The 25,765-nt window shown below is 59.0% G+C and carries 31 protein-coding genes and 1 pseudogene; 12 read left to right on the forward strand and 20 right to left on the reverse strand.

Translation table 11 applies throughout. The features are described from left to right. Nucleotides 1-14 precede the first annotated feature (14 nt). Both HL671_RS22525 and HL671_RS22530 read left to right on the forward strand, forming a co-directional pair. Nucleotides 15-1,211, forward strand: a complete 1,197-nt coding sequence (locus HL671_RS22525; protein ID WP_210264036.1) for an MFS transporter — start codon at nt 15-17, stop codon at nt 1,209-1,211. Further along, nucleotides 1,208-1,657, forward strand: a complete 450-nt coding sequence (locus tag HL671_RS22530; protein ID WP_172238695.1) for a DUF2306 domain-containing protein — start codon at nt 1,208-1,210, stop codon at nt 1,655-1,657. Before HL671_RS22525 ends, HL671_RS22530 begins: the two co-directional genes overlap by 4 nt. 159 nt (nt 1,658-1,816) lie before the next feature. Here HL671_RS22530 and HL671_RS22535 read toward each other — a convergent pair whose 3' ends face one another. Continuing rightward, complete coding sequence (locus HL671_RS22535) at nt 1,817-2,248, reverse strand: MerR family transcriptional regulator (protein WP_172238698.1); 432 nt, start codon at nt 2,246-2,248, stop codon at nt 1,817-1,819. Nucleotides 2,249-2,297: 49 nt separating this feature from the next. Here HL671_RS22535 and HL671_RS22540 point away from each other — a divergent pair, with 49 nt between their 5' ends. From HL671_RS22540 to HL671_RS22550, 4 genes are all read left to right on the forward strand, one after another. Further along, entirely contained in the window at nt 2,298-2,681 is a 384-nt protein-coding gene (locus tag HL671_RS22540) for a mercuric transporter MerT family protein (protein ID WP_172238701.1), read from the forward strand. Between the two features lie 14 nt (nt 2,682-2,695). Next, a complete protein-coding gene (merP, locus tag HL671_RS22545; RefSeq protein ID WP_172238704.1) occupies nt 2,696-2,980 on the forward strand; it encodes a mercury resistance system periplasmic binding protein MerP in 285 nt (94 codons plus the stop codon). Nucleotides 2,981-2,984: 4 nt separating this feature from the next. Continuing rightward, the gene (locus HL671_RS38430) at nt 2,985-3,209 is read left to right on the forward strand and encodes a GDCCVxC domain-containing (seleno)protein (protein ID WP_126716879.1); all 225 of its coding nucleotides are present in this window, start codon (nt 2,985-2,987) and stop codon (nt 3,207-3,209) included. Between the two features lie 286 nt (nt 3,210-3,495). After that, on the forward strand, nt 3,496-3,882 hold the full coding sequence (locus HL671_RS22550; RefSeq protein ID WP_172238707.1) for a copper-binding protein: 387 nt from the start codon (nt 3,496-3,498) through the stop codon (nt 3,880-3,882). A 298-nt stretch (nt 3,883-4,180) separates the two neighbouring features. Here the strand turns inward: HL671_RS22550 and HL671_RS22555 are convergent, their stop codons facing one another. Further along, nucleotides 4,181-4,417, reverse strand: coding sequence for a hypothetical protein (locus HL671_RS22555; RefSeq protein WP_172238710.1), 237 nt, complete (start codon nt 4,415-4,417; stop codon nt 4,181-4,183). A 257-nt stretch (nt 4,418-4,674) separates the two neighbouring features. Here HL671_RS22555 and HL671_RS22560 point away from each other — a divergent pair, with 257 nt between their 5' ends. After that, on the forward strand, nt 4,675-5,199 hold the full coding sequence (locus HL671_RS22560; RefSeq protein ID WP_172238713.1) for a hypothetical protein: 525 nt from the start codon (nt 4,675-4,677) through the stop codon (nt 5,197-5,199). 587 nt (nt 5,200-5,786) lie between these two features. Here HL671_RS22560 and HL671_RS22565 read toward each other — a convergent pair. From HL671_RS22565 to HL671_RS22620, 12 genes are all read right to left on the reverse strand, one after another. Continuing rightward, nucleotides 5,787-6,428 (reverse strand): NrsF family protein, encoded by a 642-nt coding sequence (locus HL671_RS22565; protein WP_172238715.1) that lies wholly within the window; start codon nt 6,426-6,428, stop codon nt 5,787-5,789. Further along, nucleotides 6,425-6,982: a sigma-70 family RNA polymerase sigma factor gene (locus tag HL671_RS22570; RefSeq protein WP_172238718.1), complete on the reverse strand. Its 558-nt coding sequence runs from the start codon at nt 6,980-6,982 to the stop codon at nt 6,425-6,427. Before HL671_RS22570 ends, HL671_RS22565 begins: the two co-directional genes overlap by 4 nt. Before the next feature lie 74 nt (nt 6,983-7,056). Then, on the reverse strand, nt 7,057-7,518 hold the full coding sequence (locus HL671_RS22575; protein WP_172238721.1) for a cupredoxin domain-containing protein: 462 nt from the start codon (nt 7,516-7,518) through the stop codon (nt 7,057-7,059). 78 nt (nt 7,519-7,596) lie between these two features. Beyond that, nucleotides 7,597-10,794 (reverse strand): efflux RND transporter permease subunit, encoded by a 3,198-nt coding sequence (locus HL671_RS22580; RefSeq protein ID WP_172238724.1) that lies wholly within the window; start codon nt 10,792-10,794, stop codon nt 7,597-7,599. Beyond that, entirely contained in the window at nt 10,791-12,224 is a 1,434-nt protein-coding gene (locus HL671_RS22585; protein ID WP_172238727.1) for an efflux RND transporter periplasmic adaptor subunit, read from the reverse strand. The genes HL671_RS22580 and HL671_RS22585 overlap by 4 nt, the downstream gene beginning before the upstream one ends. Nucleotides 12,225-12,362: 138 nt before the next feature. Further along, nucleotides 12,363-13,553 carry a TolC family protein gene (locus HL671_RS22590; RefSeq protein WP_172238730.1) on the reverse strand — a complete coding sequence of 397 codons (1,191 nt, stop codon included), beginning with the start codon at nt 13,551-13,553 and terminating at the stop codon, nt 12,363-12,365. A 50-nt stretch (nt 13,554-13,603) separates the two neighbouring features. Continuing rightward, on the reverse strand, nt 13,604-14,008 hold the full coding sequence (locus HL671_RS22595) for a FixH family protein (RefSeq protein ID WP_172238733.1): 405 nt from the start codon (nt 14,006-14,008) through the stop codon (nt 13,604-13,606). Nucleotides 14,009-14,101: 93 nt separating this feature from the next. Beyond that, nucleotides 14,102-14,458: a hypothetical protein gene (locus tag HL671_RS22600; protein ID WP_172238736.1), complete on the reverse strand. Its 357-nt coding sequence runs from the start codon at nt 14,456-14,458 to the stop codon at nt 14,102-14,104. A 112-nt stretch (nt 14,459-14,570) separates the two neighbouring features. Continuing rightward, nucleotides 14,571-15,065 carry a DUF411 domain-containing protein gene (locus HL671_RS22605; RefSeq protein WP_172238739.1) on the reverse strand — a complete coding sequence of 165 codons (495 nt, stop codon included), beginning with the start codon at nt 15,063-15,065 and terminating at the stop codon, nt 14,571-14,573. 972 nt (nt 15,066-16,037) lie between these two features. Then, the gene (locus HL671_RS38435) at nt 16,038-16,292 is read right to left on the reverse strand and encodes a hypothetical protein (protein ID WP_246579420.1); all 255 of its coding nucleotides are present in this window, start codon (nt 16,290-16,292) and stop codon (nt 16,038-16,040) included. Between the two features lie 27 nt (nt 16,293-16,319). Continuing rightward, on the reverse strand, nt 16,320-16,982 hold the full coding sequence (locus HL671_RS22615) for a methyltransferase family protein (RefSeq protein ID WP_172238742.1): 663 nt from the start codon (nt 16,980-16,982) through the stop codon (nt 16,320-16,322). Further along, on the reverse strand, nt 16,979-17,245 hold the full coding sequence (locus HL671_RS22620; protein WP_172238745.1) for a DUF2933 domain-containing protein: 267 nt from the start codon (nt 17,243-17,245) through the stop codon (nt 16,979-16,981). The genes HL671_RS22615 and HL671_RS22620 overlap by 4 nt, the downstream gene beginning before the upstream one ends. A gap of 261 nt (nt 17,246-17,506) precedes the next feature. Here HL671_RS22620 and HL671_RS22625 point away from each other — a divergent pair, with 261 nt between their 5' ends. The 5 genes from HL671_RS22625 to flgF all read left to right on the forward strand — a co-directional run bounded on the left by HL671_RS22625 (nt 17,507) and on the right by flgF (nt 21,342). Continuing rightward, nucleotides 17,507-17,755: a hypothetical protein gene (locus tag HL671_RS22625; RefSeq protein ID WP_172238748.1), complete on the forward strand. Its 249-nt coding sequence runs from the start codon at nt 17,507-17,509 to the stop codon at nt 17,753-17,755. A 678-nt stretch (nt 17,756-18,433) separates the two neighbouring features. Further along, nucleotides 18,434-18,631, forward strand: coding sequence for a hypothetical protein (locus HL671_RS22630; protein WP_172238751.1), 198 nt, complete (start codon nt 18,434-18,436; stop codon nt 18,629-18,631). Between the two features lie 91 nt (nt 18,632-18,722). Beyond that, nucleotides 18,723-19,082 carry a hypothetical protein gene (locus HL671_RS22635; RefSeq protein WP_172238754.1) on the forward strand — a complete coding sequence of 120 codons (360 nt, stop codon included), beginning with the start codon at nt 18,723-18,725 and terminating at the stop codon, nt 19,080-19,082. Nucleotides 19,083-19,542: 460 nt separating this feature from the next. Beyond that, entirely contained in the window at nt 19,543-19,935 is a 393-nt protein-coding gene (locus HL671_RS22640) for a copper-binding protein (protein WP_172238757.1), read from the forward strand. Nucleotides 19,936-20,607: 672 nt separating this feature from the next. Further along, on the forward strand, nt 20,608-21,342 hold the full coding sequence (gene flgF, locus HL671_RS22645; protein ID WP_172238760.1) for a flagellar basal-body rod protein FlgF: 735 nt from the start codon (nt 20,608-20,610) through the stop codon (nt 21,340-21,342). Nucleotides 21,343-21,521: 179 nt separating this feature from the next. Here the strand turns inward: flgF and HL671_RS22650 are convergent, their stop codons facing one another. The 6 genes and pseudogenes from HL671_RS22650 to HL671_RS22670 all read right to left on the reverse strand — a co-directional run bounded on the left by HL671_RS22650 (nt 21,522) and on the right by HL671_RS22670 (nt 25,765). Further along, nucleotides 21,522-22,829 (reverse strand): type II restriction endonuclease, encoded by a 1,308-nt coding sequence (locus HL671_RS22650; RefSeq protein WP_172238763.1) that lies wholly within the window; start codon nt 22,827-22,829, stop codon nt 21,522-21,524. 193 nt (nt 22,830-23,022) lie between these two features. Continuing rightward, nucleotides 23,023-23,203, reverse strand: a pseudogene (locus tag HL671_RS38440) (PilZ domain-containing protein). 46 nt (nt 23,204-23,249) lie between these two features. Further along, nucleotides 23,250-23,870: a c-type cytochrome gene (locus HL671_RS22655; RefSeq protein WP_172238766.1), complete on the reverse strand. Its 621-nt coding sequence runs from the start codon at nt 23,868-23,870 to the stop codon at nt 23,250-23,252. After that, the gene (locus HL671_RS22660) at nt 23,867-25,096 is read right to left on the reverse strand and encodes an OpgC domain-containing protein (RefSeq protein ID WP_172238769.1); all 1,230 of its coding nucleotides are present in this window, start codon (nt 25,094-25,096) and stop codon (nt 23,867-23,869) included. Before HL671_RS22660 ends, HL671_RS22655 begins: the two co-directional genes overlap by 4 nt. Next, nucleotides 25,093-25,359 carry a hypothetical protein gene (locus HL671_RS22665; RefSeq protein ID WP_172238772.1) on the reverse strand — a complete coding sequence of 89 codons (267 nt, stop codon included), beginning with the start codon at nt 25,357-25,359 and terminating at the stop codon, nt 25,093-25,095. The genes HL671_RS22660 and HL671_RS22665 overlap by 4 nt, the downstream gene beginning before the upstream one ends. A gap of 73 nt (nt 25,360-25,432) precedes the next feature. Then, nucleotides 25,433-25,765 carry a four-helix bundle copper-binding protein gene (locus HL671_RS22670; protein WP_172238775.1) on the reverse strand — a complete coding sequence of 111 codons (333 nt, stop codon included), beginning with the start codon at nt 25,763-25,765 and terminating at the stop codon, nt 25,433-25,435.

A 25,765-nucleotide genomic window follows, 5' to 3' on the forward strand; every position in this document is an offset into this window, starting at 1 on the left:
CCTTTGGCTCCTTCATGACATTGCCCGGCCAGACGGCGGGCGTTTCGGTTTTCTTTGATCCCATCACTGCCGATCTTGGCATTTCGCGTACCTCCGCCTCGATCGCTTATGCCGTTGGAACGCTCGCGGGGATATTGCCGGCTCCAGTGATCGGCCGCTGGATCGACCGGCGTGGGCCGCGCCTCACGGCAACCATCATCGCCGGTGGCCTTGCCTTGGCCTGTGTATTCATGGCGACGGTTCAATCTGCAACGACGCTGTTGATCGGCTTCGGGCTGTTGCGTGGCGCTGCGATCGGCGGCCTTAGCCTCGTCAGCCAGCAGGTCGTCAATCTGTGGTTTGTGCGTCGACGCGGGATCGCCGCTGCGGCGGCCAGTCTGGGACTGGCGGCCGGTTCCCTGACCTTCCCGAAACTGATCGATACTCTCATCGCGCTCTGCGGCTGGCGAGGCGCCTATCTCGCTCTTGCCGGGCTCGTCGCACTCACCATTCTGCCGGTCGCCGCCGCGCTATTTCGTGATCGGCCAGAAAAGTTCGGACTCAGCACGGACGCTGGGCTGCCGCCTGCCACAGAAGAACCACGGGAGGAGCCATCGTTTACGCGGGGGCAGGCGCTCCGTACCGGCGTGTTCTGGCTGCTGTGCGCGGCCGGCTTTCTGACCAACGCCATCGGCACCGCGTTCCTGCTCAATCACTTCTCGATCATGCGGACCGCCGGAATCGCCCACAACGACGCGTTGCTACTGCTGTCGCTTCTTGCCGGCTTTCAAGCTGTTGCGACGCTCGGCACCGGATTTCTGGTGGATCGCCATGAACCGCGGCAACTAGTCCCCCTTGCGATGTTCTTACTTGCGCTGGCGTCAGCTCTCCCGGCGTTTGGCAGCGGAATCGCCGTCAGCGTACTGTACACGTTGAGTCTGGGCGGCGCTTACGGCTCACAGCAAGCTATCAGCGCCGCCGGCTACGCGCAGTATTTCGGCCGCGACCATCTTGGCGCAATCAGGGGGTCGTCGTTCGTCTTCGGCATTGCTGGCGCGGCGTTCGGCCCACTGCCTTTCGCGGCAAGCATCGATTGGACGGGAAGTTATGCGGCCGTCCTGATCGGGTGCAGTGCACTTTGCATTTTATGCGGCGCCGGAGCATTTGCCGTCAAACGACCATCCTCGTCGGTTGAGTCGGCAATGAATTGCAAGGCGCGAGTAACGCCATGACAGGCGGAGAAACGACCATCGTTGCGGGCATTGAAATCCCTTCGACCGACCCTGTCTTTCTAGCGGTGATTTTCGGAGTGCATATTCCTTTGGGATTGGCCTGCCTCGCCATTGGGGCAATCGCGATCTTGAGCGCGAAGCGGCGCGGACGTCATTCGAAGTTCGGAACGATTTATTTCTGGTGTCTGCTGGCGCTCTTCATCTCCGCCAGCTGCCTGTCGTTTATGCGCTGGGCCGAAAACTACCACTTGTTCATTCTCGGAGCGATGTCGTTCGCTTGCGCCTGGATTGGGCGCACGTGGCTCCGACGGCGCTGGTCGTACTGGGTAAGGGTCCACATCGCAGGGATGGGGCTATCGTACGTTCTGATGCTGGTCGCCTTTTATGTGGACAATGGAAAGCAGCTTCCACTCTGGAAGGACTTGCTCATTTCACGTACTGGCTGATCCCAATAGCTGTGGGGGTGCCGCTCATCTTTCGTTCGCTTCTATGGCCGCTGTTGGCGCAAGCGCGCGGCAGAGTTTCCAGTTGATGCGGCAAGAGCGACGGCGCAACAGTTGATGCGCTGCATATCCTACTGGCGCGCCAGACACCGTACATCTGCTCTAGCTTTGCCGACCGGCATCCAGAACATCGAGCACCGGGCAGTCAGGAGTGGCACCGTTAGAGCATTGCGCGACTGTTTCCGCCAGGATGGTTTCAAGCTTGGCGAGGTCGGAGAGTTTCTTGCGAACGTTCGCCAGATGCGCGGTCGCGATTTTGTGCACGTCCGCACACGGAGCGCGCTCCGGCCCTCCCAAGGCGAGCAGGGCGCGAATCTCCTCAAGAGTGAACCCGAGGTCGCGGGAACGCCGGATGAAAGCCAATATGCGTTTTTCGGCCGGTCCATAGACCCGTCGACCGCTCGCCGTTCGGGGCGGCGTCGGCAGCATTTTAATCCGCTCATAATAGCGGATGGTTTCGATGTTCACACCGCTGAGCTTGGATAGCTCACCGATCGAGATGTTCTCGGCTCCCGAAGACGTGATGGTCCGCATGAAATAGTCCTTGATCCTGTAGTCGCTACAGGATGCAGGGTTTTAATCCATGACCGTCGATCAGTCTGATCACATTGCCGGCAACCGGCGGAAGCAAAGTTTGATGGCGGCAGGCGGCCTGCTAGGGGCGCTCGCGGCATCGTCCTGTTGCATCTTGCCCCTCGTTCTGTTCGGACTCGGGGTCAGCGGAGCATGGATCGGTAATTTTACACGGCTTGCTCCCTACCAGCCGTACTTCATTGCCGCCACGCTCGGGTTCCTCGGGTACGGCTATTGGCTGGTTTATCGATCCTCAACGCGCGCCTGTGCCGATGGCGAGGCGTGCGCACGCACCCTGCCGAACCGCATCGTCAAGACAAGCCTCATCCTCGCAACGATCCTCACCGTCGCCGCGCTTGGCCTAGATTTCGTCGCACCTTTCTTCCTCAACTGACTGGAGAACTCGCCATGAAGAAGCTTCTTGCCTGCGCCGCTTTTGCCATCGGCATCATCGCTTCGCCAGCAGCGATGGCCGCGGACAAAACGATCACCTTGGCCGTGAGCAACATGGACTGCGCAGCGTGCCCTTCCATCGTTAAGGGAAGCCTGGAAGCCGTTCCCGGCGTTACCAAGGTTGCGGTGTCCTACAAGAACAAGACGGCAACGGTGAACTATGACGATGCCAAAGCAGACGTGAACCAACTGACATCGGCCACCACGAAGGCCGGCTATCCCTCCGCTCCCAGGAGCTGATCCGATGCTTCTTCAATCGACCATCACCTGTCCGCACTGCGCCACCTCGAAACCGGAGACCATGCCGACCGATGCCTGTCAGTTCTTCTATGAATGCACCGGCTGCGGCACAAAGCTAAAGCCTAAGGCGGGCGATTGCTGCGTGTTCTGTTCCTACGGCTCGGTGCCGTGTCCACCGATTCAGGCCCAGCGCGCAGGCGAGCCTGGCGCTGCCTCGTGCTGTGCCTAGTCGGCGATGAGCACCCCGACGACGAACGCCTCGCGCGACTGGCTCGGCAGCAAACGTACGAATTTGCTTGCGTGGTGGATTCCGCTTGCCGCAATCTTTGCCGGTCTGTTCGTTCCGGTATCGCTGCGAACTGCCGCCTGGGTCAGGGCCGTCGGTCGAGAGCCGTAGATGCATTTTCGGCGCTGACGCCGCTCTTCACGAAACCGTGAGCTTGTAACCAGACTCGTCTGCCTTGCGAACTAGACAGTTATTGGCGACGGATGTCTGAACAACGGGAGAATTATGTATGGATGACGCCCACTATCCGCCCCTGCGTGCCGTGCTTGCTTCGGCATTGATCAGCGCAACATTAACCCTGCCGGTAAGCGGCGCGCAGGCCCAGATGTCCGACATGAAGAAGATGCCGGGGATGAACGACTCCAAGATGAACGACACGAAGAAGACAAAAACTGCGGATGCAACCGGCACGATCACGGCCCTGAATGCAGCGAACCACAAGATCACATTCGATCATGGTCCGATCCCCGCCATCGACTGGCCGGCAATGAAGATGGAATTCGCGGTCGCTCCTTCAGTTGATCTTGCGAAGCTGAAGACGGGTGACAAGGTCAAATTCACCCTGAGCGGATCCGGCAACACCTACACCGTACAATCGATCAGTCCAGCGCCCTAGTCCAGGGCGCGGACTCATTAGCACGCAGCCAAATGCGAATTGACGCGGGCTTGATGAAGGCAAGATAGTTGGCCGCGACCTTGTCCTATCGGGTCGCAGCGCCCCAACATTGCTTGATCTGTTGAGGACGTTCGATCAAGTCGCACGCGGCTCGTTCGGTAGGAGGAGTCTAATTGGCAGCCCACTCAACGTCCGTGAGTTCACACCGCGTGATTCAAGGCTCCGGTTACCCGCTAACCGGACATGCTGCGGACATACCAAATCGACGCGAATGACCCCGAAGCGGACGTCCTCTTAACTACCATGTGCGCGGAACGACAGTCTTCGTGTCACCTCGATAAGCGTGGGATTTGTTGGCTTTGACTCGTGGCGCGTAGACATCGACACCCTGCGCGTAGATATCGCCTCCGCTGCTGATTTGGCGCGTCGTGGGGGCAATACCGGATTTAGGGCCGCCCACATACTGCTGAGCCATGCTGGACATGGTCAGGAATGGCGTGATGAGTGCAACAGCAATGATGTATCTGACGGTCATGATTTTCCTCCGGCATTCATTCAAAAGTGCCACTGGCAGGTTACGCTCTTGTTGCATTGGTCTTCATCAAAGAGGCGTAAGACTGCCTCGTTTTTAGGCTTCAGCGAAATTTCTTTCCCGCTACGCAAGCGCGAGCCGCGTCGCCCCTTCCAAGAAAACTGATTTGAAATCAGCTCTTTAGCTGACCGTCTCGGCTGGTGGCACGCGATTTGCGACGCGTGGCGCAGGATTGATCCGACACTGCCGAGGAAAAGCACATGCGAGCGTGCCTGATTGCTGCCGTAATATCGATGGCGCTAACCGCGACATCGGCTTCCGCGACCGTAATTATCAGCGACGACGTCGGCGGTAAGATGAAGGACTACACGACGCACTTCCAACAGGTGCGCAACTCCGGTGAACCCGTCGTCATTTCCGGCACATGCGTTTCGGCCTGCACGATGGTGCTCGGACTCGTCCCGAGCGACCGAATCTGCGCCACCCCTAATGCGGTGTTTGGTTTCCATGCCGCGTGGACGTTCGATAGCTCCGGCAAACGCGTCGTCAGCGCGTCCGGGACGCAAGATCTAATGAATACCTACCCGGCTCCTGTGCGCGCGTGGATCGCACGGCAGGGCGGGTTGACCCCAAAAATGATGTACCTGCGAGGCCGTGATCTCGCCGCCATTGTTGCGCCCTGCAATACCTCACGCGCGGCATCTGTTTCACGCTCGAAGCGCTTCGGTGGCGTTCGTCAAGTTGACGATCCAAATGCGCCGCGCGCCAGTTTTGACACGCGCTGAGTACACTGTCCCCTCCGGCTGCGGATGTAATCCTGATCCGCAGCCGGGGTTCAATTCTGGGCCGGGTCAATAGATGGCGCCCGACGACCCGCGTGCGTTTTTTGGCCGGCGCACATTCTAGTATTACCTGCCCCCAGTGTGCGTCATCAGCGACCTTTCGGGCCGCCCTGATAATGCGGTGCCGATCCAGCGGCGTTCGGATTCGCCGCGGGCCGCAGACGTGGTCCTGTCGGGTCGTACGCGTAAATATCGCTTGGCGACCCAACGGTTCTGGATTGCGTGCTCTGCCTGGCCTCATTCGGCCAATAGCTCTTGCTCGTGATCGTCTCGCCCGCGGAGGCCGTCGCAGATATCGCCACCAACGGCAGCAAGAGAGAAATCGTGCGAAGATATTTGATTGACATGGTCCGGCTCCATTATTGTTCGAAACGCCTTGTGCGCTTCTAATGAGGAGTTCGGGGTGGATCGTCCGCCGGTTACAAGCTCACGCTGACGTGAAAGCAAGCCATCGTCGTCGTAACAAGCCGTCGCCTCAATATCGCAGATGCGAAGGTGCAAGGCACAATCGTGCCCACCTGATCCACCGTTCACCAGCGCAGCAGCCGCGGTCCCAATGCTGCACCCGCCAGAGTACACAGCACGATCGTTCCGCCGTACCAGACGGAAATAAACGGCAGCGAATCGTCAGTGCAGTGGAGCGCATAACCAATCGCGCTCACGCCTCCCGCGATCAGGCCAGCGAAGGCACCTGCCCGCACCAAGTTGGTAGGTGCACCCTTCCTGACGGCCCAAATTGAAACCGCGAAGGGAACGATCGCAATGATGGGAATGGAGAGAAGGCATTCCAGCCACTCATCCCCCACGATCATCCTGCCCCAATGCGAGCGGGGCGCGGAACCGAGGCTGATGGCCGCAAGACCCAAGACGACGAGAAACGGCACCGCAACGAGCAAGGGCGATGCCTTTCGCTCTCCGCCGGGACGGGCCAGCCTCGTCAGATAAATCAGCGCGAGAGCGACGATCCCGAAGGCGAAAGCGAGTTTGACGGCGAGAAAAATCAGCGCGCGGGTTGTTGCCAAGTCGGGGCGAACCCCCAGGCCGAGCAACGCGATGCCCAGCGCCACGACTATCCCCGCCGCAAGCGCCACGAAAAGCGTGCGAGCGACCGAGTGGCGATCGACCGGCTCTGGATTTGTACTCAGGAGGGCAACCAGATCGTCTGTTTTCATGTCCGTGTTTCCCTCGCAATCAACGCAGCCAGCGCTTTGAGCCCGCGATGAATGTTCACCTTCACGCCGGATTCAGAAATACCGCACCGATCCGCGGCTTCGGCTATGCTCAGTCCATCCAGTTTGACGGCCTCGATCGAACATCGCATTTTCTCCGGTAGCCGCTGCATTAGCCGTTTCAGGTCGTGCGAACTCTCGGCGTCGACATTGTCGTCATGCGCCATGATCATATCTGCTTCATCGATAGGCACATCGGCCGACGAGGCGCGGGTTCGACGCAAGAAATCGATCAGCTTATAGCGCGCGATGGCGTGTACCCACGGGGTGAGCGGCTCGACGGGATCGTAGGTATGTCGCTTGAGGTGAATCGCCAAGACCGCCTCCTGAACCAGATCTTCAGTCTCTACCGCACCCCTCCCCATCCTGGCGAGCTTGCCCTTATAATAGGCACGCAGACGACGGCTCAAGCCGTCGAGCAGTGAGCGGTACGAAGCCGCGTCGCCGTCCAGACTGGCGAGCATCAGGGCCTTAAGTTCGACCTCCTGGGTCGTCATGCTCGCCTATCTTGATGAGTTCGCAGGTTGGGCCGGTTTGGTTACAGGCGATGGTGGTCTTTTAGGATGTCGGATCACTTGACGGTGACCTGTCCAATCATTCCGTATTCGCGATGATCGGGGATCAGGCAGGAATATTCGAACGTGCCCGCCTTGATGAATTTCCAGATGATCTCAGCGGACTTTTTCGGGGCGAGGCGCACGCCGTTCGGGTCGTCGTGCTCCATGCGCGGGTTCTTCTTCATCGCTTCTGCGTGCTTCAGGTTTTCTTCCTTGGTCGCGAGCAGAAATTCATGGTCCTCGAAGCCAACATTGCGGATGACAAACCTGATCTGTTCGCCGCGCTTAACCTCTATGCGTGACGGCGTGAACGCCATCTCGCTCATCTCGACCTCGATCATCCGCGAGGGTCTTTTCGGATTGCCGGGTTCGCCGGCAGCGTAGGATTCGTGGGCGTGCTGTTCGTGACCGAGTGCTGGCGCCGAGGCGGTTGCCAGGGTGACGAGCGTGATGCCGATCATGGTGATTTTCGTCATTGGAATTTCCTTTGGGTTTCTTTTTGGGGCCTCAGGGCTGCTCTACATCGGTGGCAAGGATCAAAAAAATGGCCCCCCTCATTCTGCCGCCTGGCTACGATTGAAGACGCTTGTCTTCTCCCGATCCTTGCTGCTCCCTTCTGCTGAAACGGCGGTGTTCGGTTCGCGCGGCAACCCAAAGCCCTTGATCAGCGCATAGACGGCCGGAATCACGACGAGTGTCAGAATGGTCGACGAAATCATGCCGCCGATCATCGGCACAGCGATGCGTTGCATGACTTCGGAACCGGTGCCCGTGCTCCACATGATCGGGATGAGGCCGGCCATGATGGCGACGACGGTCATCATCTTGGGCCTTACCCGCTCGACCGCACCCAGCATGATGGCTTCGTTAAGGTCTGCTCGCGTGAACGGCTTGCCTTCCGCCGCCCTTTCGGCATGAAGTTCCTTCATCGCCTGGTCGAGATAGATCAGCATGATGACGCCGGTCTCCGCCGCGACACCGGCCAAGGCGATGAAGCCCACGGCCACTGCGACGGACATGTTGAAACCAAGCCACCACATCAGCCAGAGACCGCCGACGAGCGCGAACGGCAGCGAGAGCATCACGATCAGCGTCTCGGTCAACCTGCGGAAATTGAGATAGAGCAGCAGGAAGATGATCAGCAACGTGACGGGCACCACGATCTTCAGCCGAGCGGTGGCGCGCTCCAGATATTCGAACTGGCCGCTCCAGACCACGTAATTTCCTGGCGGAAACTGCACGCTTGCGGCGACGGCCGCCTTGGCGTCGGCCACGTAGCCGCCGAGATCGCGATCGCGGATATCGACGAAAATGTAAACCGCCAGTTGACCGTTCTCGGTCCGGATCGTGGTCGGGCCCCGTGTCAGCTTGATCGCGGCGACCTCACCGAGCGGCACCGTTCCGCCGCCGGGCATTGCCACCAGAACATCCCGTGCGATCGATTGGGGATCGCTGCGCAGGTCGCGGGGATAACGCAGATTGACGCCATAGCGCTCGCGACCTTCGACAGTCGTGGTAATCGTCTCGCCGCCGAGGGCGGACGAAACGGTGTCCTGGACATCGCTGACCATCAGGCCGTAGCGTGCGAGCGCCTCTCGGTCGGGAACGACGTCCAGATAGTAGCCGCCAATCACCCGTTCGGCATAAGCACTCGATGTGCCTGGAACGGCCTTGACGACGGTTTCGATTTGCCGGGCCAGCTTCTCCATTTCAGTCAGGTCCTTGCCTATGACCTTGATGCCGACCGGGGTCCGAATGCCGGTTGCGAGCATGTCGGTGCGGGCCTTGATCGGCATGGTCCAGGCGTTGGAGACGCCGGGAAACTGCAAAGCCTTGTCGAGTTCGACAATCAGGCCGTCGACGGTCAGGCCCGGACGCCACTCCGCTTTGGGCTTGAGATTGATAACCGTCTCAAACATCTCGGTCGGCGCGGGATCGGTCGCGGTCTCGGCGCGTCCGGCCTTGCCGTACACCGAGGCGACCTCGGGAACTGTTTTGATGAGCTTGTCCTGCGTCTGCAAAATCTCGGCCGCCTTGGTCACCGACAGGCCCGGCAACGTCGTCGGCATGTACATCAGCGTGCCTTCGTTCAGGCTCGGCATGAACTCGGTGCCGAGCTGGCGCGCCGGCCAGAGGCTTACCGCCAAGGCGACGATTGCGAGAAAGATCGTCAGCGTCTTGGCCTTCAACACGCCCTGGATCAGCGGCCGGTACACCCAGATCAGAAACCGATTGATCGGGTTCTTGTGCTCCGGAACGATCTTGCCGCGAATGAATAGCACCATAAGCGCCGGAACCAGCGTAACCGACAGAATCGCCGCCGCAGCCATCGAGAACGTCTTGGTATAAGCCAGGGGGCTGAATAGTCGGCCCTCCTGCGATTCCATGGTGAAGATCGGCAGGAACGATACCGTGATAATCAGCAAGCTGAAGAAGAGCGCCGGTCCGACCTCGCTTGCCGCTTCGATGAGAACTTCCAGACGCGGCTTGTCGGGCGGCGCACGTTCGAGATGCTTGTGAGCGTTCTCGATCATAACGATAGCGCCGTCAATCATGGCGCCGATCGCAATCGCGATGCCGCCGAGGCTCATGATGTTCGAGCCGATGCCGAGCACCTTCATGGCCGCGAAAGCCATCAGGATACCGACCGGCAGCATGATGATGGCGACCAGCGCACTGCGTACGTGCAACAGGAACACGATGCAGACCAGCGCCACGACGATGCTTTCTTCCGTCAGCGTCCGCTTCAATGTCTCGATCGCGTTGTGAATCAGAGTAGAGCGGTCATAGACCGGAACAATCTCGACGCCCTTAGGCAGCGCGGATGCCATGTCGGCCAGACGCGCCTTCACATTGTCGATCACATCCAGCGCGTTCTGGCCGAAACGTTGCAGCGCGATCCCGCTGGCGACTTCGCCTTCGCCGTTAAGTTCGGTGATGCCTCGCCGCTCGTCGGGGCCGAGCTCGATCCGCGCGACATCCTTCAGCAAGACCGGCGTGCCTTTCTCGGTCTTCAGCACAACATTCGAGAGATCGGAGATGCTTTTGATGTATCCCCTGCCTCGCACGACAAATTCGAATTCCGAGAGTTCAACGGTTCGGCCGCCCACATCCATGTTGCTGCCGCGAACCGCATCGCGGACTTTCGCAACCGGAATATTCAACGACCGCAGGCGGTTCGGATCGACGATGATGTTGTATTGCCTGACGAAGCCACCAACGCTTGCCACTTCGGCGACGCCCTCGGCCTTGGCGATGCCGTAGCGGATGGTCCAATCCTGCAGGGACCGGAGGTCGGCCAGGTTCTTGTCCTTGGACTGCAGCGCATATTGATAGACCCAGCCAACGCCGGTCGCGTCAGGTCCCAGGGTGGGCGTCACGCCATTGGGCAATTTGCGCGCAGCCGCGCTAAGATATTCGAGAACGCGTGAGCGCGCCCAATAGATATCCGTGCCGTCCTCGAAGATGATGTAAACGAACGAGACGCCAAAAAAGGAAAAGCCACGGACAACCTTTGATTTTGGGACCGTCAGCATCGCCGTTGTCAGCGGATAAGTGACCTGATCCTCGATGACTTGCGGGGCCTGTCCCTTGTAGTCGGTGTAGACGATCACCTGGGTGTCGGAAAGGTCGGGAATCGCGTCCAGTGCTGAGTGTTGCAGCGCATAAATTCCGGAGGCCACGGCGAAGACCGCGCCGATTAGAACCAGCATCAGATTGCGGGCCGACCAATCTATGAGTCGCGCAATCATTGCGACTTCTCTCCCTTGTCCAGGCCACTGAGCGCGGCCTTGAGATTGCTTTCGGCATCGATCAGGAAATTCGCGGAGACGACCACCTTGTCGTTTTCGGCGAGACCTTCCTTGATTTCGACGCGGCCACCGCCTCGCCGTCCGAGCTTGACTTCGCGCGGCTCGAACCGGCCGTCGCCCTTGTCGACAAGCACAATTTGCCGCTCGCCACTATCGATGACTGCGCTGCTGGACACAGTCAGCACGGGCGTCTCGGCTCCTGTTGCGATCTCCACATCCGCATACATGTCCGGACGCAGCACCTGGTCCGGATTGGGCAATTCTATTCTGATCCGCGCGGTCCGCGTCTCCGCCATCAAGTGCGGATAGATCAGCGTGACGTTCCCGGTGAAAAGCCGGTTTGGATAGGCGCGTAGGCGGACGCTGGCCTTTTGCCCGACCTCGATCAGGGAAAGATCCCGCTCCGCGACATCGATCAATACCCAGACGACGTCGTGATCTGCGATCCGGAACAGAACATCGCCCGGAGCCGCGCGCATGCCGTTGACTGCTATGCGCTCCACGATTTCGCCGTCCTGCGGCGCAGGCCAGCTGACATAGACCGGGATCTCGCGCGTACGCTCTATCTCAGCAATGAATGCCTCAGGTGCATCGAGGTTTTCCAAGCGTCGGCGTGCGCCCTTTAACGCTTGATTGCCAATGCCTGTATCCGGACGGGCATTGAGCGCCGACAGATATTCGGCAGCGGCGCTCGACAGGCTCGGGCCGTAGATGCGCATCAGCCGCTGGCCCTTATGGACGTGCGTTCCGGTGGTGACATTTTCGACGGATTGGATGAAGCCCTCAAAACGAAGCGATACGACCGCTTTTCGGCGCTCGTCTTCCTGAACGATGCCCGGCGCGCGAACCATTGTGTTCAGGGTACGGCGCTCGGCGACTTCGATCTGAACACCCGCCTTTTGCAGCTTTCCGGCGCTGACCTTGACCGATGAATCGTCGTCCTGTTCACCTTCATAAACTGGCAGATAGTCCATCCCCATCGAATCCTTCTTCGGAGTCGGCGACGTGTCGGGAAGGCCCATGGGGTTTCGGTAGTAGCGGATTTTGCCTCGATCCCCGCTCTTCGCGGTCTTAGTTTCCGGCGGGCTCTCCTCGAAGCTCACGTCTTCACTTGCGCGGACCGCGAGATAGTCCTTGCCCGCTGAAGTTTTTTTCGGAGTAGGCGAATAGCTCGGCAACCCGTCCGGATCGCGATAGTAGATCACGGGTCCGCTCGCTTCAGACTGAGCCGGATTCTGTTTGGCGACGACGGGCAGAACAGCGTCGAGCCATCCGGGAAGCGGACTGTTCGAACGTCCCAGCGCCAATCCGACTACTCCGGCAGCCAGGATCGCGGAAACAATCACGAAGGCGCCTACAGGCCGTCTCATAGCGAACATCTCAGCGAGTTTGAATCGGGCGGGCACTTGCGCACAAATAAAATCATTTGAGCTTCCTCAGTGAGTTCGGCCCAAATCGCTGGTCGGTTACGAGCTCACGCTGACGTGAAGCCGCCCAATACGCTCCTCTCATAGCGAACCTCCCGCCAGACGCTCCATCTCGGCATATTTCGCCTGCAGTTCCACCTTCAGCTTCAGCAAGTCGAGTTGAACCGTGCGAAGCCTTCGTTCCGCCTCGAAAACTGCAGAAAGATCGGACGTGCCGGCCTGGAAACCGTTTCGCGCATTGTCGACCGACGAGCGGGACGGCGGCAGTTGGCGCGACGCGTAGATCTGCACGACCTTCCGCAGCGCATCGACGCTGAACCAGGCGTCGGCGATCTGTCCGTCGATCCGCAACCGCAGCGCCTCGTTGCGGGCTTGCGCGGCGCCAAGTCGCGCGCCTGCCGCACGTTGCTCTGCATCCTTGACTTCGTAGTGCAACGGCAGCTTGACGCCCAGCATGAACTCGCCGGTGTCCTCTGTACCGGGGCGCTGCACGTATTTGGCACCGAGCGTTACGTCGGGATAGTAGTTGAGGTCGGTGAGAGACTTGGTTTGAGCTGCGGAATTGCTCTGCGCACCGGCCAGCGCCAGCATCGGGTTTGCCGATCGTGCGAGCGCCTGAACCTGCGCGAGGCTGATTGCCTTGACAGTCCGAAACCCGGTTGGCGCAGCCAACGGAGCCAAGGATGGGCGACCGATCAGAGCATTCAGCCTGGCTGCGGCGGCTTTCTGTTCGCCCTGCCGGCGAATGACGTCGCCCTCCGCGGTAGCGGCTTCGATTTCAGCCTTGATGACGTCCTGCTGATCGACCGACGTTGTGCCATATCGCGACCGCAAAAGACCGAGGATCTCGTCATAGCGTCGTTTGATTTCGGTCGAGATTCCTACGGCCTCATACGCGGCGTTGTATTCGCCATGCGCGGCTACGACCTGCGCGATCAAATCAATGACGGTTGCACGGCCCTGGAATTTTGCGGCGTCAGCGTCAGCCTGCGCAATACTACGCTCGAGACCATATTTGCCCCAAAGCTTGAAATCCTGTTCAAGGCCGATGCGACGTTGGCCGACGCCTTGCCGGTTAACGTCCCACGCTTCGAGAATGAGGGTCGGATCGGCCAACACACCGGCCGTTCCGATCTTGTGCACCGCCGCGTCGAAATCGAGCGAGGCCGCCGCTACGGTCGGGTTGAGGCGCTTGGCGATTGCGACGACGCTTTCCACCGTCGCCCCGGGCACCGGTTGATCGCCTGCTGCAGCCGGAGACAACCACAGCATTGCTGTGGTCGCTCCAACGGCCGCGAGCCGCGTGATTCCGAGAGAGCGGATCACGGCGTCGCCTTAAGGACGAGCTTGTTTTCGACTGTCCCGGTCTCGCCCTGCACTTTGGCGCCAAGGGAAAGCTGCCAACCCCCTTCCATACTCAGGGTCGCCTTGAACTCGTATACGCCCGGCTCTGTGCTAGGCATCGGCGTGACCTTGGTAGCCATCTCCTGCATACCGTCAGGAGCCATATCCAAGCGTGTAGCAAAAATGACCGCGTCGGGCACAGGCTTTCCGTCGGGCTTGTGGACAAGCCGGACCGCGATAATCGCGTCGCCCTTCTTGACGGTCCGATCGACCAGTTGGAACTCGTAGTCTTTAATGTCGGCACGCGCGAGCGTGGCCGAACCGGCAATGGCAATGCCGATGAGCGCGGCCTGGAAGGCGCGTGCGTAGAGGTAGCTCTTCATGTTGTAACCTCGAAATCCTGATGTGCCGCGAACGGCATGCGTTCTGCGCGTGGCCCAGAGGCCGCGCAGCAGCAGAGGGCGTTGTGACGCCAATCAGGCCAGGATTCGAGGAGGATGGTCCGGAGGGGCGCCAATGAGGCCATCGGCGATCAAATCGACGAGCGCGTAGGAAAGCCTGCGAGTTTGGAAAGAAACCTGGATAACGTTTGCCGCGGAGGGCTCAACCTGGGCGACCGTCAACATGCACATCGCGATAAGCGGGCAATCCGGGCAGTTTTTGTTTTTCTGACCGTCCGGACAGCATGGCATGTCGCCAGACATAGCGGACATGTCGCTCATCTCGCCAACAGGCAGCTGTCTTGCTGCCGCCGGCGCTACCAGCGGCGCACCAACCAGCCCAACGATCACAAGGACCGCAAGCAGATGACTGATGAGTCGGCGAAGATTCATAACCTAACATCACACGAGACGCGGAACTTTGGAAGGCCCGCGTCAAATCACAAGTGCGCCAGTCCAGAGATTTACGGACCATTAATTGATAGTTAATTCAGCAGCTTAAGGCTCAGCCAACCGCCTCTCCACCGACAAAGCGCATAAACGTTTGTCGACCTTTGGCGCCGAAAAGGACAACCTCGTACCTCTCGGCCGGAGCCCTCTCCCTTTCCATCCCTGGCGATCCCACGGGCATCCCGGGCACCGCCAAGCCGATGGCTTCAGGTCGTGTCTCCAGCAACCGACGGACGGCCACTGCGGGAACATGCCCCTCAAGAACGTAGCCGCTCGCTTCAGCCGTATGGCATGCCGCCAGATCGTCCGGCACGCCGAGGCGGCGGCGGACGAGATGGAGCACCGTGCTTTCCCGCACCGTGACGGCAAAACCAGCGCTTTGAAGATGACGAACCCAGCCCGTACAACAACTGCAGTTCGGATCCTTGTGAACCAGAATTTCCGACGGTTCGGCAGCGGCAACATGACGCGGCAACGCCAAGAGCGCGGCTACAAGACCGAACGCGCTTCGTCTCGTTAATCGGCCCGGGTATTTTACCGATTCATCCATGTTCTTCGACCTACACGTAGCTCGTCTGCCGCGACACTAATCCAAGCCTACTCAACATAGAATCAACTTTTCTTGTGAGTGTGAGGTCCGTTCGCCAAAGGACGATCTGCATCATTCTGAATCGTTTAAGATTGCATGACAGGCTCGGCGCAGCACTTAGGCATCCAAGCGGCGCTCCTCTTCGGCCTCCTCTGGGTCACCCCCCGAAGCCCTGGTCAGGAAGGGGGCCAGGGCGGCTTTTCGTGAATCGCGGTCCAGTGCATATATGCGCGCCCACACTGAAACGCCGGCTCTGCCTCACTCGAGTGAGCAAGCAAATCCGGCGGAAAATCGTTGCCGAACGCAAACAGCGCGGCAACTAACGATGTGTCGCTTGGACGTTCGCACATCTAAGAACAGCGATCGTTTCAGACAATATTGTGCCTCCGAGAACTTGAGCTTCTTCCTTTCGACCAACGTTTGCGCCGTCGCATCCTACCGCGTCAGGTGAAATCTCGAGTTCGCACCACCGGCGCGAACGACGAGCGGCATCCCGATGGCAATCGGAATCAGCCAGTACGTGAAATGAGGCAGGTCTTTCCAAAGCGGGAGCTGCTTTCCATTGTCGACGTAGGAAGCAACCAGCATCAGAATATATGACATTTCCATCCCGGCGATATGCAACCTGGCCCAGTAGCGCCACCGCTGCCGGAGCGCTACGCGACCGGTCCAGGCGCAAGATGGCTCGCTTTATGGGTGCGCTATCTTGGCGCATCTGCCGTTGCGCTAGGTCAACCCGGCGAATTCCGGAAGCGGTACTGCATCGCCCCGAAAACACCGCGATGCTGGCTGCCCAGGTCAGCGCGAACCCGAACAGGACCCATTTGAAGTCCGAGTTGATCATGAAATTGACGGCGGCCATCCAGCCGATCGATGTCACGCCTGCAATAACGGCACCGAGAACGGCCCATCGGTTCCGCTCACTAAACGCCGTCACGGCCAACGTAAGCGCAAGACGCCGGTGGCCGCTACATAGCCGCCCATTACCCGAAACACATGCATCAGCCATGATCCTAATCTCGGGCCGATCGACTGCAACTCGGCTGGCGTAAACTGCATGTAGCGGATGTCCTCCGGCAGCAAGGCGGGGCGCAGGAACAGAAAATAGCAGCCGACGCCGATCAGCAGGATGCCGAACAGCGCAAGAAGGATTGCGGAAGCAGGCCAGCGTGTTTCCTTGCTCCGCATTGGGTTCTCCGACCGTCAGCTGTGACACTAACTATCCGAAGATTGCGTTCGGAGCAGCCGGCCTATCTTCGGGATGAATGCCGGCACCTCGGCGGCATACTTGTCATAACCCTCGCCGAACTCCGCCCTCACCGCCCGCTCCTCGTCGCGAGCCAGCTTCACATACATGATCGTCAGGATCGGGAACATGGCAAGCGTGAGAATGGTCGGCCATTGCACCAGGAAGCCGAGCATCACCAGGATGAATCCCAGATATTGCGGATGTCTGACATATCCATAGGGGCCAGCGGTCGCGAGGCGGCGCGTCCGCTGCGCATCATAGAGCACCGTCCAGGCTGTGGAGATCAACACGAACCCGGCGCCGATCAGGACGAAGCTCAGGATATGAAACGGTCCTGCATGCGGGTTGGTCTTCCAGCCGAACATCATCTCCAGGAGATGGCCGGCGTCATGCGAGAACCAGTCCACGTCCGGGAAGCGCGACTGCAACCATCCTGACAGGAAATAGATGGTGAGCGGGAAGCCGTACATCTCGACGAACAGTGCGACCAGAAACGCGCTGAACGCACCGAAAGAGCGCCAGTCCCTCGGTGTCTGCGGCTTGAAGAAGGTGTAGGCAAACAGGATAAAGATCGCGGAGTTGACGATGACCAGGCTCCACAAGCCGTAGGCGGGTGCCGCGTCGTTCATGATGGCCTCGGTTCCGCGTCGTGGCCGAGGCGGTCGCGACCTCCATGGTGATGATGGTGTCCTCCATGCATGAAGATGTGCATTAGCGGACAAGCGAGAAGCGGCAGCCAAATCAGAAGCCCGAGCACATGTGCGCGGTGTTCGGTGAATAGCAGCGCGCCTGCGACAACCAGGAACGCGACCAGCACCAAACCGACACGGGACTTCAGCGATATACCCTCCCGCGGTTGTCCCTGATGACCAGAATGGTCCTGAACCGACATTGGCATGCTTCTCCTGATAGCTGTCAGCAATGATAGGACGGGCGCGGCCGCGGGTTTTTGACCCATATCAACAATCCGGGCAGTAGCGCTTTGCGGATTGCACAGAAAAGAGTTCGACGATCTAACGGCACTGCCAAACATTTCAGCAGTTCCGAAGAAGCGATAATTGATGCTTCTTGACCTACATCAACGTGCTGAGCGACGCCTGGGCCTAATGAGTTCACATCGCAATTCACCTAGATTCAAAACGGAGAGGAACTCATGATCAGTCGTAAATTGCTCATTGCGACCGTCGCTATCTGCTTCACCGCGCTTCCCGCGGCTGCACAAACAACGACGTCGGATGACAAGAATGGCCACCATTACTCGGGCGGACCGAAAACCGAGGTGCCGCATCACATGGGCAAGAAGGAAACCGCCGGCACCAAAAAGTCAGACGGAGGCACCCATCACTATAGCGGTGGTCCGAAAACCGAGGTCCCGCACCACATCGGACCGAAGAAGGACTGAATCGAGACCGGCGCGTTCGGCTCTCTCGTTAGACCGTGAAGGCGGCCTCGTTCCTGGAATCATCTCGTTTTTGTGGGCGGCTACGTTTTCTTGAGCCGCTCAACGCTCTCAAACGGTCAACGGAACAGTCGCGGCGCTCGGATTGTCCGCGAGCGTCGTCGCTACCTTGGCGCGGAAGGGAGCAGAAAGAATGGTTCGGCGCCGCAAACAAGTATAGAGCGGCATCGCGAGCGAAACAGCTCCTCACAAGTGGCGACAAGTGAATTCCCGCCCTCAGCAACGCCGAGACAAACCAGGTTTATTGGAAAGCTCCTCTTGCTGTGACACGCCAAACGTCGGGACCGCGGAAGCTCGATGGCATGCACAGCCCCGCACTCACGCATTGCGGCCGTGACTGCGGGGTGCTCGACCCGTGCGAGGCCAATGGCATCATCGAGTGTTGCGGGCACAAATTGATCGGCTGGCCGCGCTGACGTCAGCCTGCTGGGCTGGCTTCTAATTACTCGCTGATCGGCGTCGCCAACGCGACTAAGAAGCAACGTGGCCGTGATGCTCGGCCGCAACGCTTCTCTCGAACTATTCCGGTTGATATAAATCAAGGGAGTGGGCGACGAAGCGCTGTGTGCTCGGCTGGCGATAAGCGAGAGCTAAGAGTCTTAGGAAGCCAAGCAGGACCTCATGGTCGCTTCTGAACCCTCTACTCCTCACGCGAAACTGCCATGGTTCATTGCAGAGCCTGGGCGAACCGACGTGCTGCTGGTCGCCATGGGCGTGTTTGTGGTGCTGTTCGTTTTCTTGGTAGGGGTCTTCATGTTGCGACCGCATCATCTGCCGGAGCACATCGCCCAGAAGGAAAAGAAGGTTCAGTATCATTAAAGCTCCCCTGTTGCGTCTTCTCGACGTAAATCAAAGGGGCGGCATAGACTGCCTCGTAGTCGATAGGGAATCCACCAGCCGAGGCTCTCCCATGGACCACATTAGATCGCCAGCTCATTACGCCCATGCGCCTTGGTTCGTTGTGGGCCCCGACGAAACGGACATCTTGCTAATCCTGATGGCAGCGTTTCTGGTGCTAATCGTCTTCATGTTCGGCGTCCTGATGCTACGTCTGCACCATCTGCCCGAGCACATCGCGCATAAGGGACAGAAGGTTCAATATCAGCTTGTAGCAACTCTCGGGCTTCTCGCGATGTTCACTCACGAAAATCTCTTTTGGATCGTCGGCCTATTGCTGGCGATGATCGACATTCCCGACTTTTCGGGCCTGCTTGGTCGCATCTCTAACTCGGTCGAGCGAATTTCGTCGAGGAGAGCATCGACTTCATGACGCATCCGGCTCTCAGTTTATGATGCTGCGAGTATCACGTCGGGTAGGTCCCGGCGTTGTCGTCTCGACTATGCCCTATGAGATCTCCTACCGCCGCTCCTTTTTTCCACCCCATCGCAATTCTGGCTAGAAACCGTTCAGCGGCTCGTCACCAGCATAATTTTCCGTTCAAGCGAGGCGCCGCTGACGGAAAGATTGCGGACCGTCAGGGGCAACGCCAGCAAGCTGTGTCGCGCCGGCACTCCTCCTAACCGCTCGCCAAGGATCATGATCGCGATAGCCGAAGAGTCTCGAGTCAGGGCGTTGGGTTGGCGCCGTAAACTTCTGCACAAACCTGCGACCCATCCGTGTTGCTTGATGCAAATCAAAAACCGCCGGGACTTGCTGTGCAATAGTACATCGATAGAGCCTGCCGTATCGAGCACTCCGTGGCGCGGTCCGCAAACAGGAGGAGATAATCTTGCGCCAAGCAGTCGTTTTTGCAGCGATAGCGTTCGGCTTCACAACTGGTTTCATGTCTGCAGCGGCTCAAACGCTGACAACAACGCCCAGCGAGTGGATGGAAAAGCTGGATCGGGAACACAGATACCTTATTTCTCCTTTGGGGCATGTGCATGCGAAAGGTCAGATCCGAGCTATCGACACGGGTTCGGGAGCTGCTCCTTCAGTCACGATCCTTACGGAAGATATGCAAAGCGCCGACGGCAGCATCAGGATGCGGGCCATGGAAATGCCATTCCATGTAACGAACCGTCGCATGCTGAAAGATTTGCGGCCGGGAGATTTCGTGCAGTTTGAAGTAGCTAAGCTCAGAAACGCTGTGATGATCACCGATATTCGGAAATCCCGCTGATCCAGAACCGTTGCTCGGCTTTCCTTCCCGGTCGCGGCTACTCGAGCGCATAGTGCAGACGAACCGGTGCCGGCTGGTACGATCGGCAGCACTGGCCACACAAATCCGCAAATTGCTACACCTCGGCGCTAAGCGCTTTGCCGCCTTTGCCACCGAAATCCGCCCGAAGCCAATAGTAGAGTGCGAAGACAGGTGCCGTATGCGCGAGAATCCAATTCTCGCAAAGAATTCGGTCCAGCTTCCGTCAATGTGAGCCGCGACTGCTGTAGGCCCCGCTACGCAGAGTTGAGCGTATGCGCCGAGCTAACTCGGCGTATACGCGACAAGGCTCGTTAGCTGGCTCGCTGCCGAGAAGGCGGCTAATTGTTAATCAATCGTTAACCAATCGAGACGCAAAAGATTGTAGTTCGGCAGGGAGATTCTTCATGAACGGTCTGGAAGTGATCAACGCTTAACCAGATCCTTGCGACATTCGTCACTTTTTTGATCGCGTTGCCGTTTATGGCGGAGAGTTCGTATAACCAGTTTTTGCGGATGGTTGCTCTAATCAGCGCGCCTACTTGATCCTCCAGCCTGGCGCAAACCCGGTACCGCCCGAACAGTCGGGTAGGCGCGGAATTCGGAAATCTGCTAAGTTTTGGCCAACTAAGCTGACTGATTCGGCGGTCGCATATGGGCGAAACCACGATTATCCATCTTTCGCGACTGATCGCGCTGGAACGCCGGCTGGACAACGTTGCCAACAACGTCGCGAATGCGGATACTACCGGCTTCCGCGCCCGCCAACTTTCCTTTCAGGAATATCTCTCGCCGGCGAAGGAGAACGACGGCGATGGCAAAAAGGGGCGTCCCGTCTCGCTGGTGAATGCCGGATTTCAGTATCCAGATGCCTCCGGAGGCGCCATTCAACTCACCGGCAACCCTCTCGACGTGGCCATCGTCGGAGATGGATATTTTGCTGTTCAGACGCCCCAAGGGGAGCGCTATACGCGGGCTGGCGCATTCACCGTAGATTCAACGGGACGTCTGGTTACGATGGAGGGCCAGCCGATACTTTCTCGCAGCGGTCCGATCACTATCGCGGCCGAAGAGCGCTCGGTGACGATAGCCGCCGACGGCACAATCAGTTCCCGGCAACGTGTAGTTGGCAGTCTCCGCCTCGTTCGGTTCGACGGACCGCTGCAGGCAGTGGGGTCCAACCTCTTTCAGGGTCAGACACCCGCTTTGGATATTCCGACCGGTTCCGTAAGACTCTCGGTCGGAGCGCTGGAGAAATCCAACGTCCAAAACGTCCAGGAGATGAGCCGATTGAGCGAGTTGACCCGGTCATACGAACAGGTGGGCGGGCTGCTCAAGAATTCGCAAAGCGTCGACGATCTCAACAAGCTCGGTACCGTCCCGGACTAATCGTCCGCGAATAGATCGGATGCGCCCGGATTTTTCGGCCCGCGAATTTGAGGCGAGGCGCTTCTCCCGTTGCAACCTCGCCTCCACTCGACTTAGTCGGATCCAGTGACGTCTTTACGAGCGGCAGGCCGGTCCTTAAGGTCGGATCGAATCGCGCCCGTTCGAATCCGTTGGCAGCTTCAAGCGTTGCTGGTGGCGACTTGCGTCGTCGATGCGATCGGCTTGATCGGCCGTGCAATCGCCAGGATTCCCTTGATGCCGTTGCCGAAGCGAGCGATGGCGTCACGGTGGTCCCGTAGCTCGCTATACGGCAAATAGCGCAAATTTAGTTCGCTAACACGCGAAAATGCCGGCCTAGCGAATTGCGCACGCACTTCGTCTTCACGATCATCAGGAGCGACGAGGAAGAAGTTTCGCGCCGCGGCACCGTCGATGCCCAGCGCGAGATCAAGCATCCGGACGATACCAGAGTAGATGCTTGTCGTGTGCTCCACCTCGAACGCGGCTGCTACATCGCCGTCTTGTTCGATCCAGATCACGTCGATGAGACGGATGGCATCGACAGCGCCGGCCTCGGCCAAGGCTGTTGGCAAGCGGTCGAGGCAGCCGTCTGCCAGCCGGCCATCTTTGTAGGACCGCGCGCCGTCGTTTGATGCGACCCAAACCTGAAAACCAAGCGCGACGCCAAGATCGCGCAGCCAGCCTTGGATTTCGGTATGCGTGTGATCCGCTTCGCGCGCCGCTGCTGCTGCTTTCGAAGACGCCGCTGATTCCGCGCGGACATGGTCAAGATCTGATTTCCACCGCTCTACGGAGCCTCCGTCCTCGCGTTCCGGAAGAGGGTAACGCCCGGTGCCGACCTCAAACAGGAACGCCGCTGCGGCTCCGAGATCATTGGACAACAGATTTCGATACTGTGAGTTGAGCGAAAGAATTCCCCGACGCATGGCAAGATACTGCTCCCACCGGCCCAATTTCACATCAGCTCCCGTCAAGGCGTTGTATCCCCTCACGATGGCGGTGTTGAACGGCGGCGCGATCGTCGGATGCAGAAAATAAAGCAGATTTGCCGCTGCGGGACCGAGCCCCTTGATGGTCGCGCGGTCGAGCGTCTGGATCGCCTCGATCACATGTTCCTCGGTGTTGCAGCAAAGACAGGTATCGAGAAAATTTCCGAAGACCACCTGATTGGATCGATTTTCGTAGATGTCCGGGATTCTCAACTTTGGCTTCCACATGAACGCATGGTCCGCGCCCTTGAAGACCTGCCGCTGCTCCGCAATAGAATCCAGGACGGTCTCGAGAGAAGATCCCCGGTAGGCATTTCCGAACGTATCGGCTCTAATTTCCGCGATTACCTCCTGAAGTCCGCGCCTGATCGACCGGAAGTTCTTGATGCGCGCGTCCCACAGAAACCACGTCCGGTATGTCCCCGCCTCATCATCCCGCCAATGTCGTATGAGGTCTTCGACCCAAGTCTGGTCCATTCGCTCAACCACCCCATTCAAATCCCGCCGGGAGATCATTCGGCCTTGCCCCGGCGCCAAGCACAGGTTCAAATTAACCCATATACCGGACTTGCCCCTTTCTGCACAGCTAAGACGATGCATCGGGCTTGTCGTTTCGGTCTACAAACCGGACGCCGATCCGCTTCTCTTTGCGCCAGATCACCCGGCATCGTCACCCGCCTTCTGCGAGCTCGAGGACGATTGAGTCGGGAATTCCGCGGCGACGCCACCTCCAGCGAGGCGCCGGTAACGGAAAGGTTGCGAACCGTGCAGCTAATCGCCCCTCCTCCGAAGGAAATGGTGGCGGCCTTCAGGACCCTGTGACGCGGCGCTGACCGTTTGTCTTCTACCATTCGACATCCTCCGCCTGCCTACGCGCGAACATCGTCCGTTTTGGGCTCAGTGCTTGTGGTCACCCTTTTGTTCGGTCTGCATCGGCATCCTAGTCCCGGTATTCTCGCCCTTTTTTTCCGGCTTCTTACCGTCCTTCTTGTCCATGGTCCCCATCTCCTCGTCCGGAGGCGCTCTCGCCACCATGTCCTTGTAATGCTCGGCGGACAGGCCGGGCAGCTTGGTGACGAATGCTACGATGCTCCAGATGGTCGCATCGTCGTGCCCGAGACCCCATGCCGGCATGCCGCTCATCTTCAATCCGTGCTTGGTCACCCAGAACACGGTTTTTGGATCGAAACGCTGCTCGGAAAGATTGGGCGGCTTGGGGTAGAGGCCTGGTCGGATTTCCGAGTCCTGCTGCTGGGGGGCAAGGTGGCAGTTGGCGCACATCGCCGCATACTGCCCCGCTCCTTTGAGGACGAGTTGTTCGTCACGGAGATCTGGCACTTCGACGTTCCTCGTACGTGCCGCGATCGAGCGGTCGCGAACGACTTCGATTAATTTCCGGGTGATGTCCCAATGGGGAGTGTCGACACCGATATGGTACATCCCGAATAAAATGAACCAGCTTGCTGCGGCCACTCCGATCGAAACCACTACGGCCATTGCCGCAATTGCTCTCTTCATGGCGAGGACTCCATCTTGTTTGAACGGCCTTCTCGAGCCGACGCTGATTTCGGTATCGGCTGGCGGTCCAGAGTTCGGGACCATGATCGATAAGCGGCAACTAGAGTGAGGATCGCGATGCCGCCGACGCTGACCGCGACCTGGCCGATCAAACCCTCGTAATAGATCTCAAGGACGAAATGTCCGACGAACGACAGGAAGATGCCGACGCAAAAGACCTCCAACGAGCGTTCGCCACAGATGATCGCGGGTCGCAGCGCGCGGGAACGCAGCAGTGCTCCGTCAGCCGGCACGAACCGCACTACCAAGATCGACAGTGCGAGGAAATGGAGTATCCGGTATGGAGCAAGGTTGGTCTTGTCGTTGGGTTCGAAGAGGGCCAGAAGCTCGGGCGGCACGATCGATCCAAGCGACTCGAACCGGCCCGCGAGCGTCACGATCAGGGCGAAAACGAGAAACGCAGCGCTGGCGACCAGAAGCGCGGGCGTCCGCCTGACGCTCGCGGTTGTCTCTGCCCCGCCCAAGGCCGCCCACGCCCCAATGGCGAACAGGAATTGCCAGGCGAACGGATTGAAGTACCAACCGCCCGAGGGATAAGCAGGCAGATTCCACCCGTTGTGGCGCGCCAAAAGATACATCCCCAGCGAAGCCGCAAGCGCAGACATGGGAAAGCGCATCATCGACCAGAGCATCGGGGGAAACGCGGCCATCAGAACGATGTAAAGCGGCAGAACGTCCAGATTGAGCGGCTTGAAGGCGAGGGTCAGCCCCTGCGACAGTGTGGCCACGGGCTTTTCGATGAGCCCCGATACGTTGAATTCGTCGAGGAGATGCGAATGGCCGTAACGTTGCGCGACATAACCGATGGATGCGGCATAGAAGACGAAGAGGAGCACATGGGCCACGTAGAGTTGCCATACGCGGCGAAAGAGCAGGGCCGTGCCGGCAACGAAACCCTGCCGCGTCATTCTGCGCCCGTACACGAATGCCGCGGTGTATCCGGAGATGAAGACAAAGATATCCGCCGCATCGCTGAAGCCGTAATTGCGAGTCGTGAGCCACGCAACGGCGTTGTTGGGAATGTGGTCCAGGAAGATCGCCCAATTAGCGAGCCCCCGGAACAGATCGAGACGCAGATCCCGGCCACGCGGCGTGTTGGACGCCGCGCGCGCTATGGTTTTGGTGTCGCCGTCGCCGGCAGCAAGTCCGCGCACCTTTTCGTTCATTTCGCCGGCTTGTACGGAAGGTCCGGCGCCCGTGCCGCGACGGCGCTGCCAATGACAATTCCGACGTTCGCCTGCCGGTTTGCGTACCTCAACCAAATGTAACCGATCATGATCGCTGCCGTCGTAGCGTCCCTCACCAACGCCATCCACACCCAGGCCTGGCTGAAGAACACGTGGTCGCGCCCATAACCGTTCAGGTATATGAGACCGAACATCACGACCGTCGAGGTCGCAATCATGATTGCGAAATAGGCATATTTCATCCGAGCACTCTCCCTTCCCGTTCGCGCCCGTGGACAGCCGGCGCCAAGCTACGTCGGCCGTCCTTCGAGTCCGTCAGGCCGCCATGGCGCGACAGCTTTCGGCGCACAGATTGCAGGCCCGGACGCAGTCGTTCATGCCGCCGAGGCGCTCGCAATCCTTGGCGCATTCCGCGCAAATTTCCGCGCACTCCCGGCAGACATGCCGATGATGCGGCGAGTTCAGCAGCATGAAATGCGCCGCCGTCCGGCACATTTCAGCGCACGCCATCATGAGCCTGAAATGTGCTGGTTCGACATGTTTGCCGCCCGTCTCGAGACAGTGGGTCATCGCCGTCCCCAGACAGGACTGATAACACTCCAGACATTCGTCGATACACTTCTGCATCTTGTCGCTAACGTCGCTCAT

The sequence above is a fragment of the Bradyrhizobium denitrificans genome (assembly GCF_013179005.1).
GTDB lineage: Bacteria > Pseudomonadota > Alphaproteobacteria > Rhizobiales > Xanthobacteraceae > Bradyrhizobium > Bradyrhizobium denitrificans.

Bases quoted from the DNA above. Each gene is read 5' to 3' on its own strand.
- HL671_RS22525 (WP_210264036.1), top strand. From the start codon at position 15: ATGACATTGCCCGGCCAGACGGCGGGCGTTTCGGTTTTCTTTGATCCC.
- HL671_RS22530 (WP_172238695.1), top strand. From the start codon at position 1,208: ATGACAGGCGGAGAAACGACCATCGTTGCGGGCATTGAAATCCCTTCG.
- HL671_RS22535 (WP_172238698.1), bottom strand. From the start codon at position 2,248: ATGCGGACCATCACGTCTTCGGGAGCCGAGAACATCTCGATCGGTGAG.
- HL671_RS22540 (WP_172238701.1), top strand. From the start codon at position 2,298: ATGACCGTCGATCAGTCTGATCACATTGCCGGCAACCGGCGGAAGCAA.
- merP (WP_172238704.1), top strand. From the start codon at position 2,696: ATGAAGAAGCTTCTTGCCTGCGCCGCTTTTGCCATCGGCATCATCGCT.
- HL671_RS38430 (WP_126716879.1), top strand. From the start codon at position 2,985: ATGCTTCTTCAATCGACCATCACCTGTCCGCACTGCGCCACCTCGAAA.
- HL671_RS22550 (WP_172238707.1), top strand. From the start codon at position 3,496: ATGGATGACGCCCACTATCCGCCCCTGCGTGCCGTGCTTGCTTCGGCA.
- HL671_RS22555 (WP_172238710.1), bottom strand. From the start codon at position 4,417: ATGACCGTCAGATACATCATTGCTGTTGCACTCATCACGCCATTCCTG.
- HL671_RS22560 (WP_172238713.1), top strand. From the start codon at position 4,675: ATGCGAGCGTGCCTGATTGCTGCCGTAATATCGATGGCGCTAACCGCG.
- HL671_RS22565 (WP_172238715.1), bottom strand. From the start codon at position 6,428: ATGAAAACAGACGATCTGGTTGCCCTCCTGAGTACAAATCCAGAGCCG.
- HL671_RS22570 (WP_172238718.1), bottom strand. From the start codon at position 6,982: ATGACGACCCAGGAGGTCGAACTTAAGGCCCTGATGCTCGCCAGTCTG.
- HL671_RS22575 (WP_172238721.1), bottom strand. From the start codon at position 7,518: ATGACGAAAATCACCATGATCGGCATCACGCTCGTCACCCTGGCAACC.
- HL671_RS22580 (WP_172238724.1), bottom strand. From the start codon at position 10,794: ATGATTGCGCGACTCATAGATTGGTCGGCCCGCAATCTGATGCTGGTT.
- HL671_RS22585 (WP_172238727.1), bottom strand. From the start codon at position 12,224: ATGAGACGGCCTGTAGGCGCCTTCGTGATTGTTTCCGCGATCCTGGCT.
- HL671_RS22590 (WP_172238730.1), bottom strand. From the start codon at position 13,553: ATGCTGTGGTTGTCTCCGGCTGCAGCAGGCGATCAACCGGTGCCCGGG.
- HL671_RS22595 (WP_172238733.1), bottom strand. From the start codon at position 14,008: ATGAAGAGCTACCTCTACGCACGCGCCTTCCAGGCCGCGCTCATCGGC.
- HL671_RS22600 (WP_172238736.1), bottom strand. From the start codon at position 14,458: ATGAATCTTCGCCGACTCATCAGTCATCTGCTTGCGGTCCTTGTGATC.
- HL671_RS22605 (WP_172238739.1), bottom strand. From the start codon at position 15,065: ATGGATGAATCGGTAAAATACCCGGGCCGATTAACGAGACGAAGCGCG.
- HL671_RS38435 (WP_246579420.1), bottom strand. From the start codon at position 16,292: ATGCGGAGCAAGGAAACACGCTGGCCTGCTTCCGCAATCCTTCTTGCG.
- HL671_RS22615 (WP_172238742.1), bottom strand. From the start codon at position 16,982: ATGAACGACGCGGCACCCGCCTACGGCTTGTGGAGCCTGGTCATCGTC.
- HL671_RS22620 (WP_172238745.1), bottom strand. From the start codon at position 17,245: ATGTCGGTTCAGGACCATTCTGGTCATCAGGGACAACCGCGGGAGGGT.
- HL671_RS22625 (WP_172238748.1), top strand. From the start codon at position 17,507: ATGATCAGTCGTAAATTGCTCATTGCGACCGTCGCTATCTGCTTCACC.
- HL671_RS22630 (WP_172238751.1), top strand. From the start codon at position 18,434: ATGGTCGCTTCTGAACCCTCTACTCCTCACGCGAAACTGCCATGGTTC.
- HL671_RS22635 (WP_172238754.1), top strand. From the start codon at position 18,723: ATGGACCACATTAGATCGCCAGCTCATTACGCCCATGCGCCTTGGTTC.
- flgF (WP_172238760.1), top strand. From the start codon at position 20,608: ATGGGCGAAACCACGATTATCCATCTTTCGCGACTGATCGCGCTGGAA.
- HL671_RS22650 (WP_172238763.1), bottom strand. From the start codon at position 22,829: ATGGACCAGACTTGGGTCGAAGACCTCATACGACATTGGCGGGATGAT.
- HL671_RS22655 (WP_172238766.1), bottom strand. From the start codon at position 23,870: ATGAAGAGAGCAATTGCGGCAATGGCCGTAGTGGTTTCGATCGGAGTG.
- HL671_RS22660 (WP_172238769.1), bottom strand. From the start codon at position 25,096: ATGAACGAAAAGGTGCGCGGACTTGCTGCCGGCGACGGCGACACCAAA.
- HL671_RS22665 (WP_172238772.1), bottom strand. From the start codon at position 25,359: ATGAAATATGCCTATTTCGCAATCATGATTGCGACCTCGACGGTCGTG.
- HL671_RS22670 (WP_172238775.1), bottom strand. From the start codon at position 25,765: ATGAGCGACGTTAGCGACAAGATGCAGAAGTGTATCGACGAATGTCTG.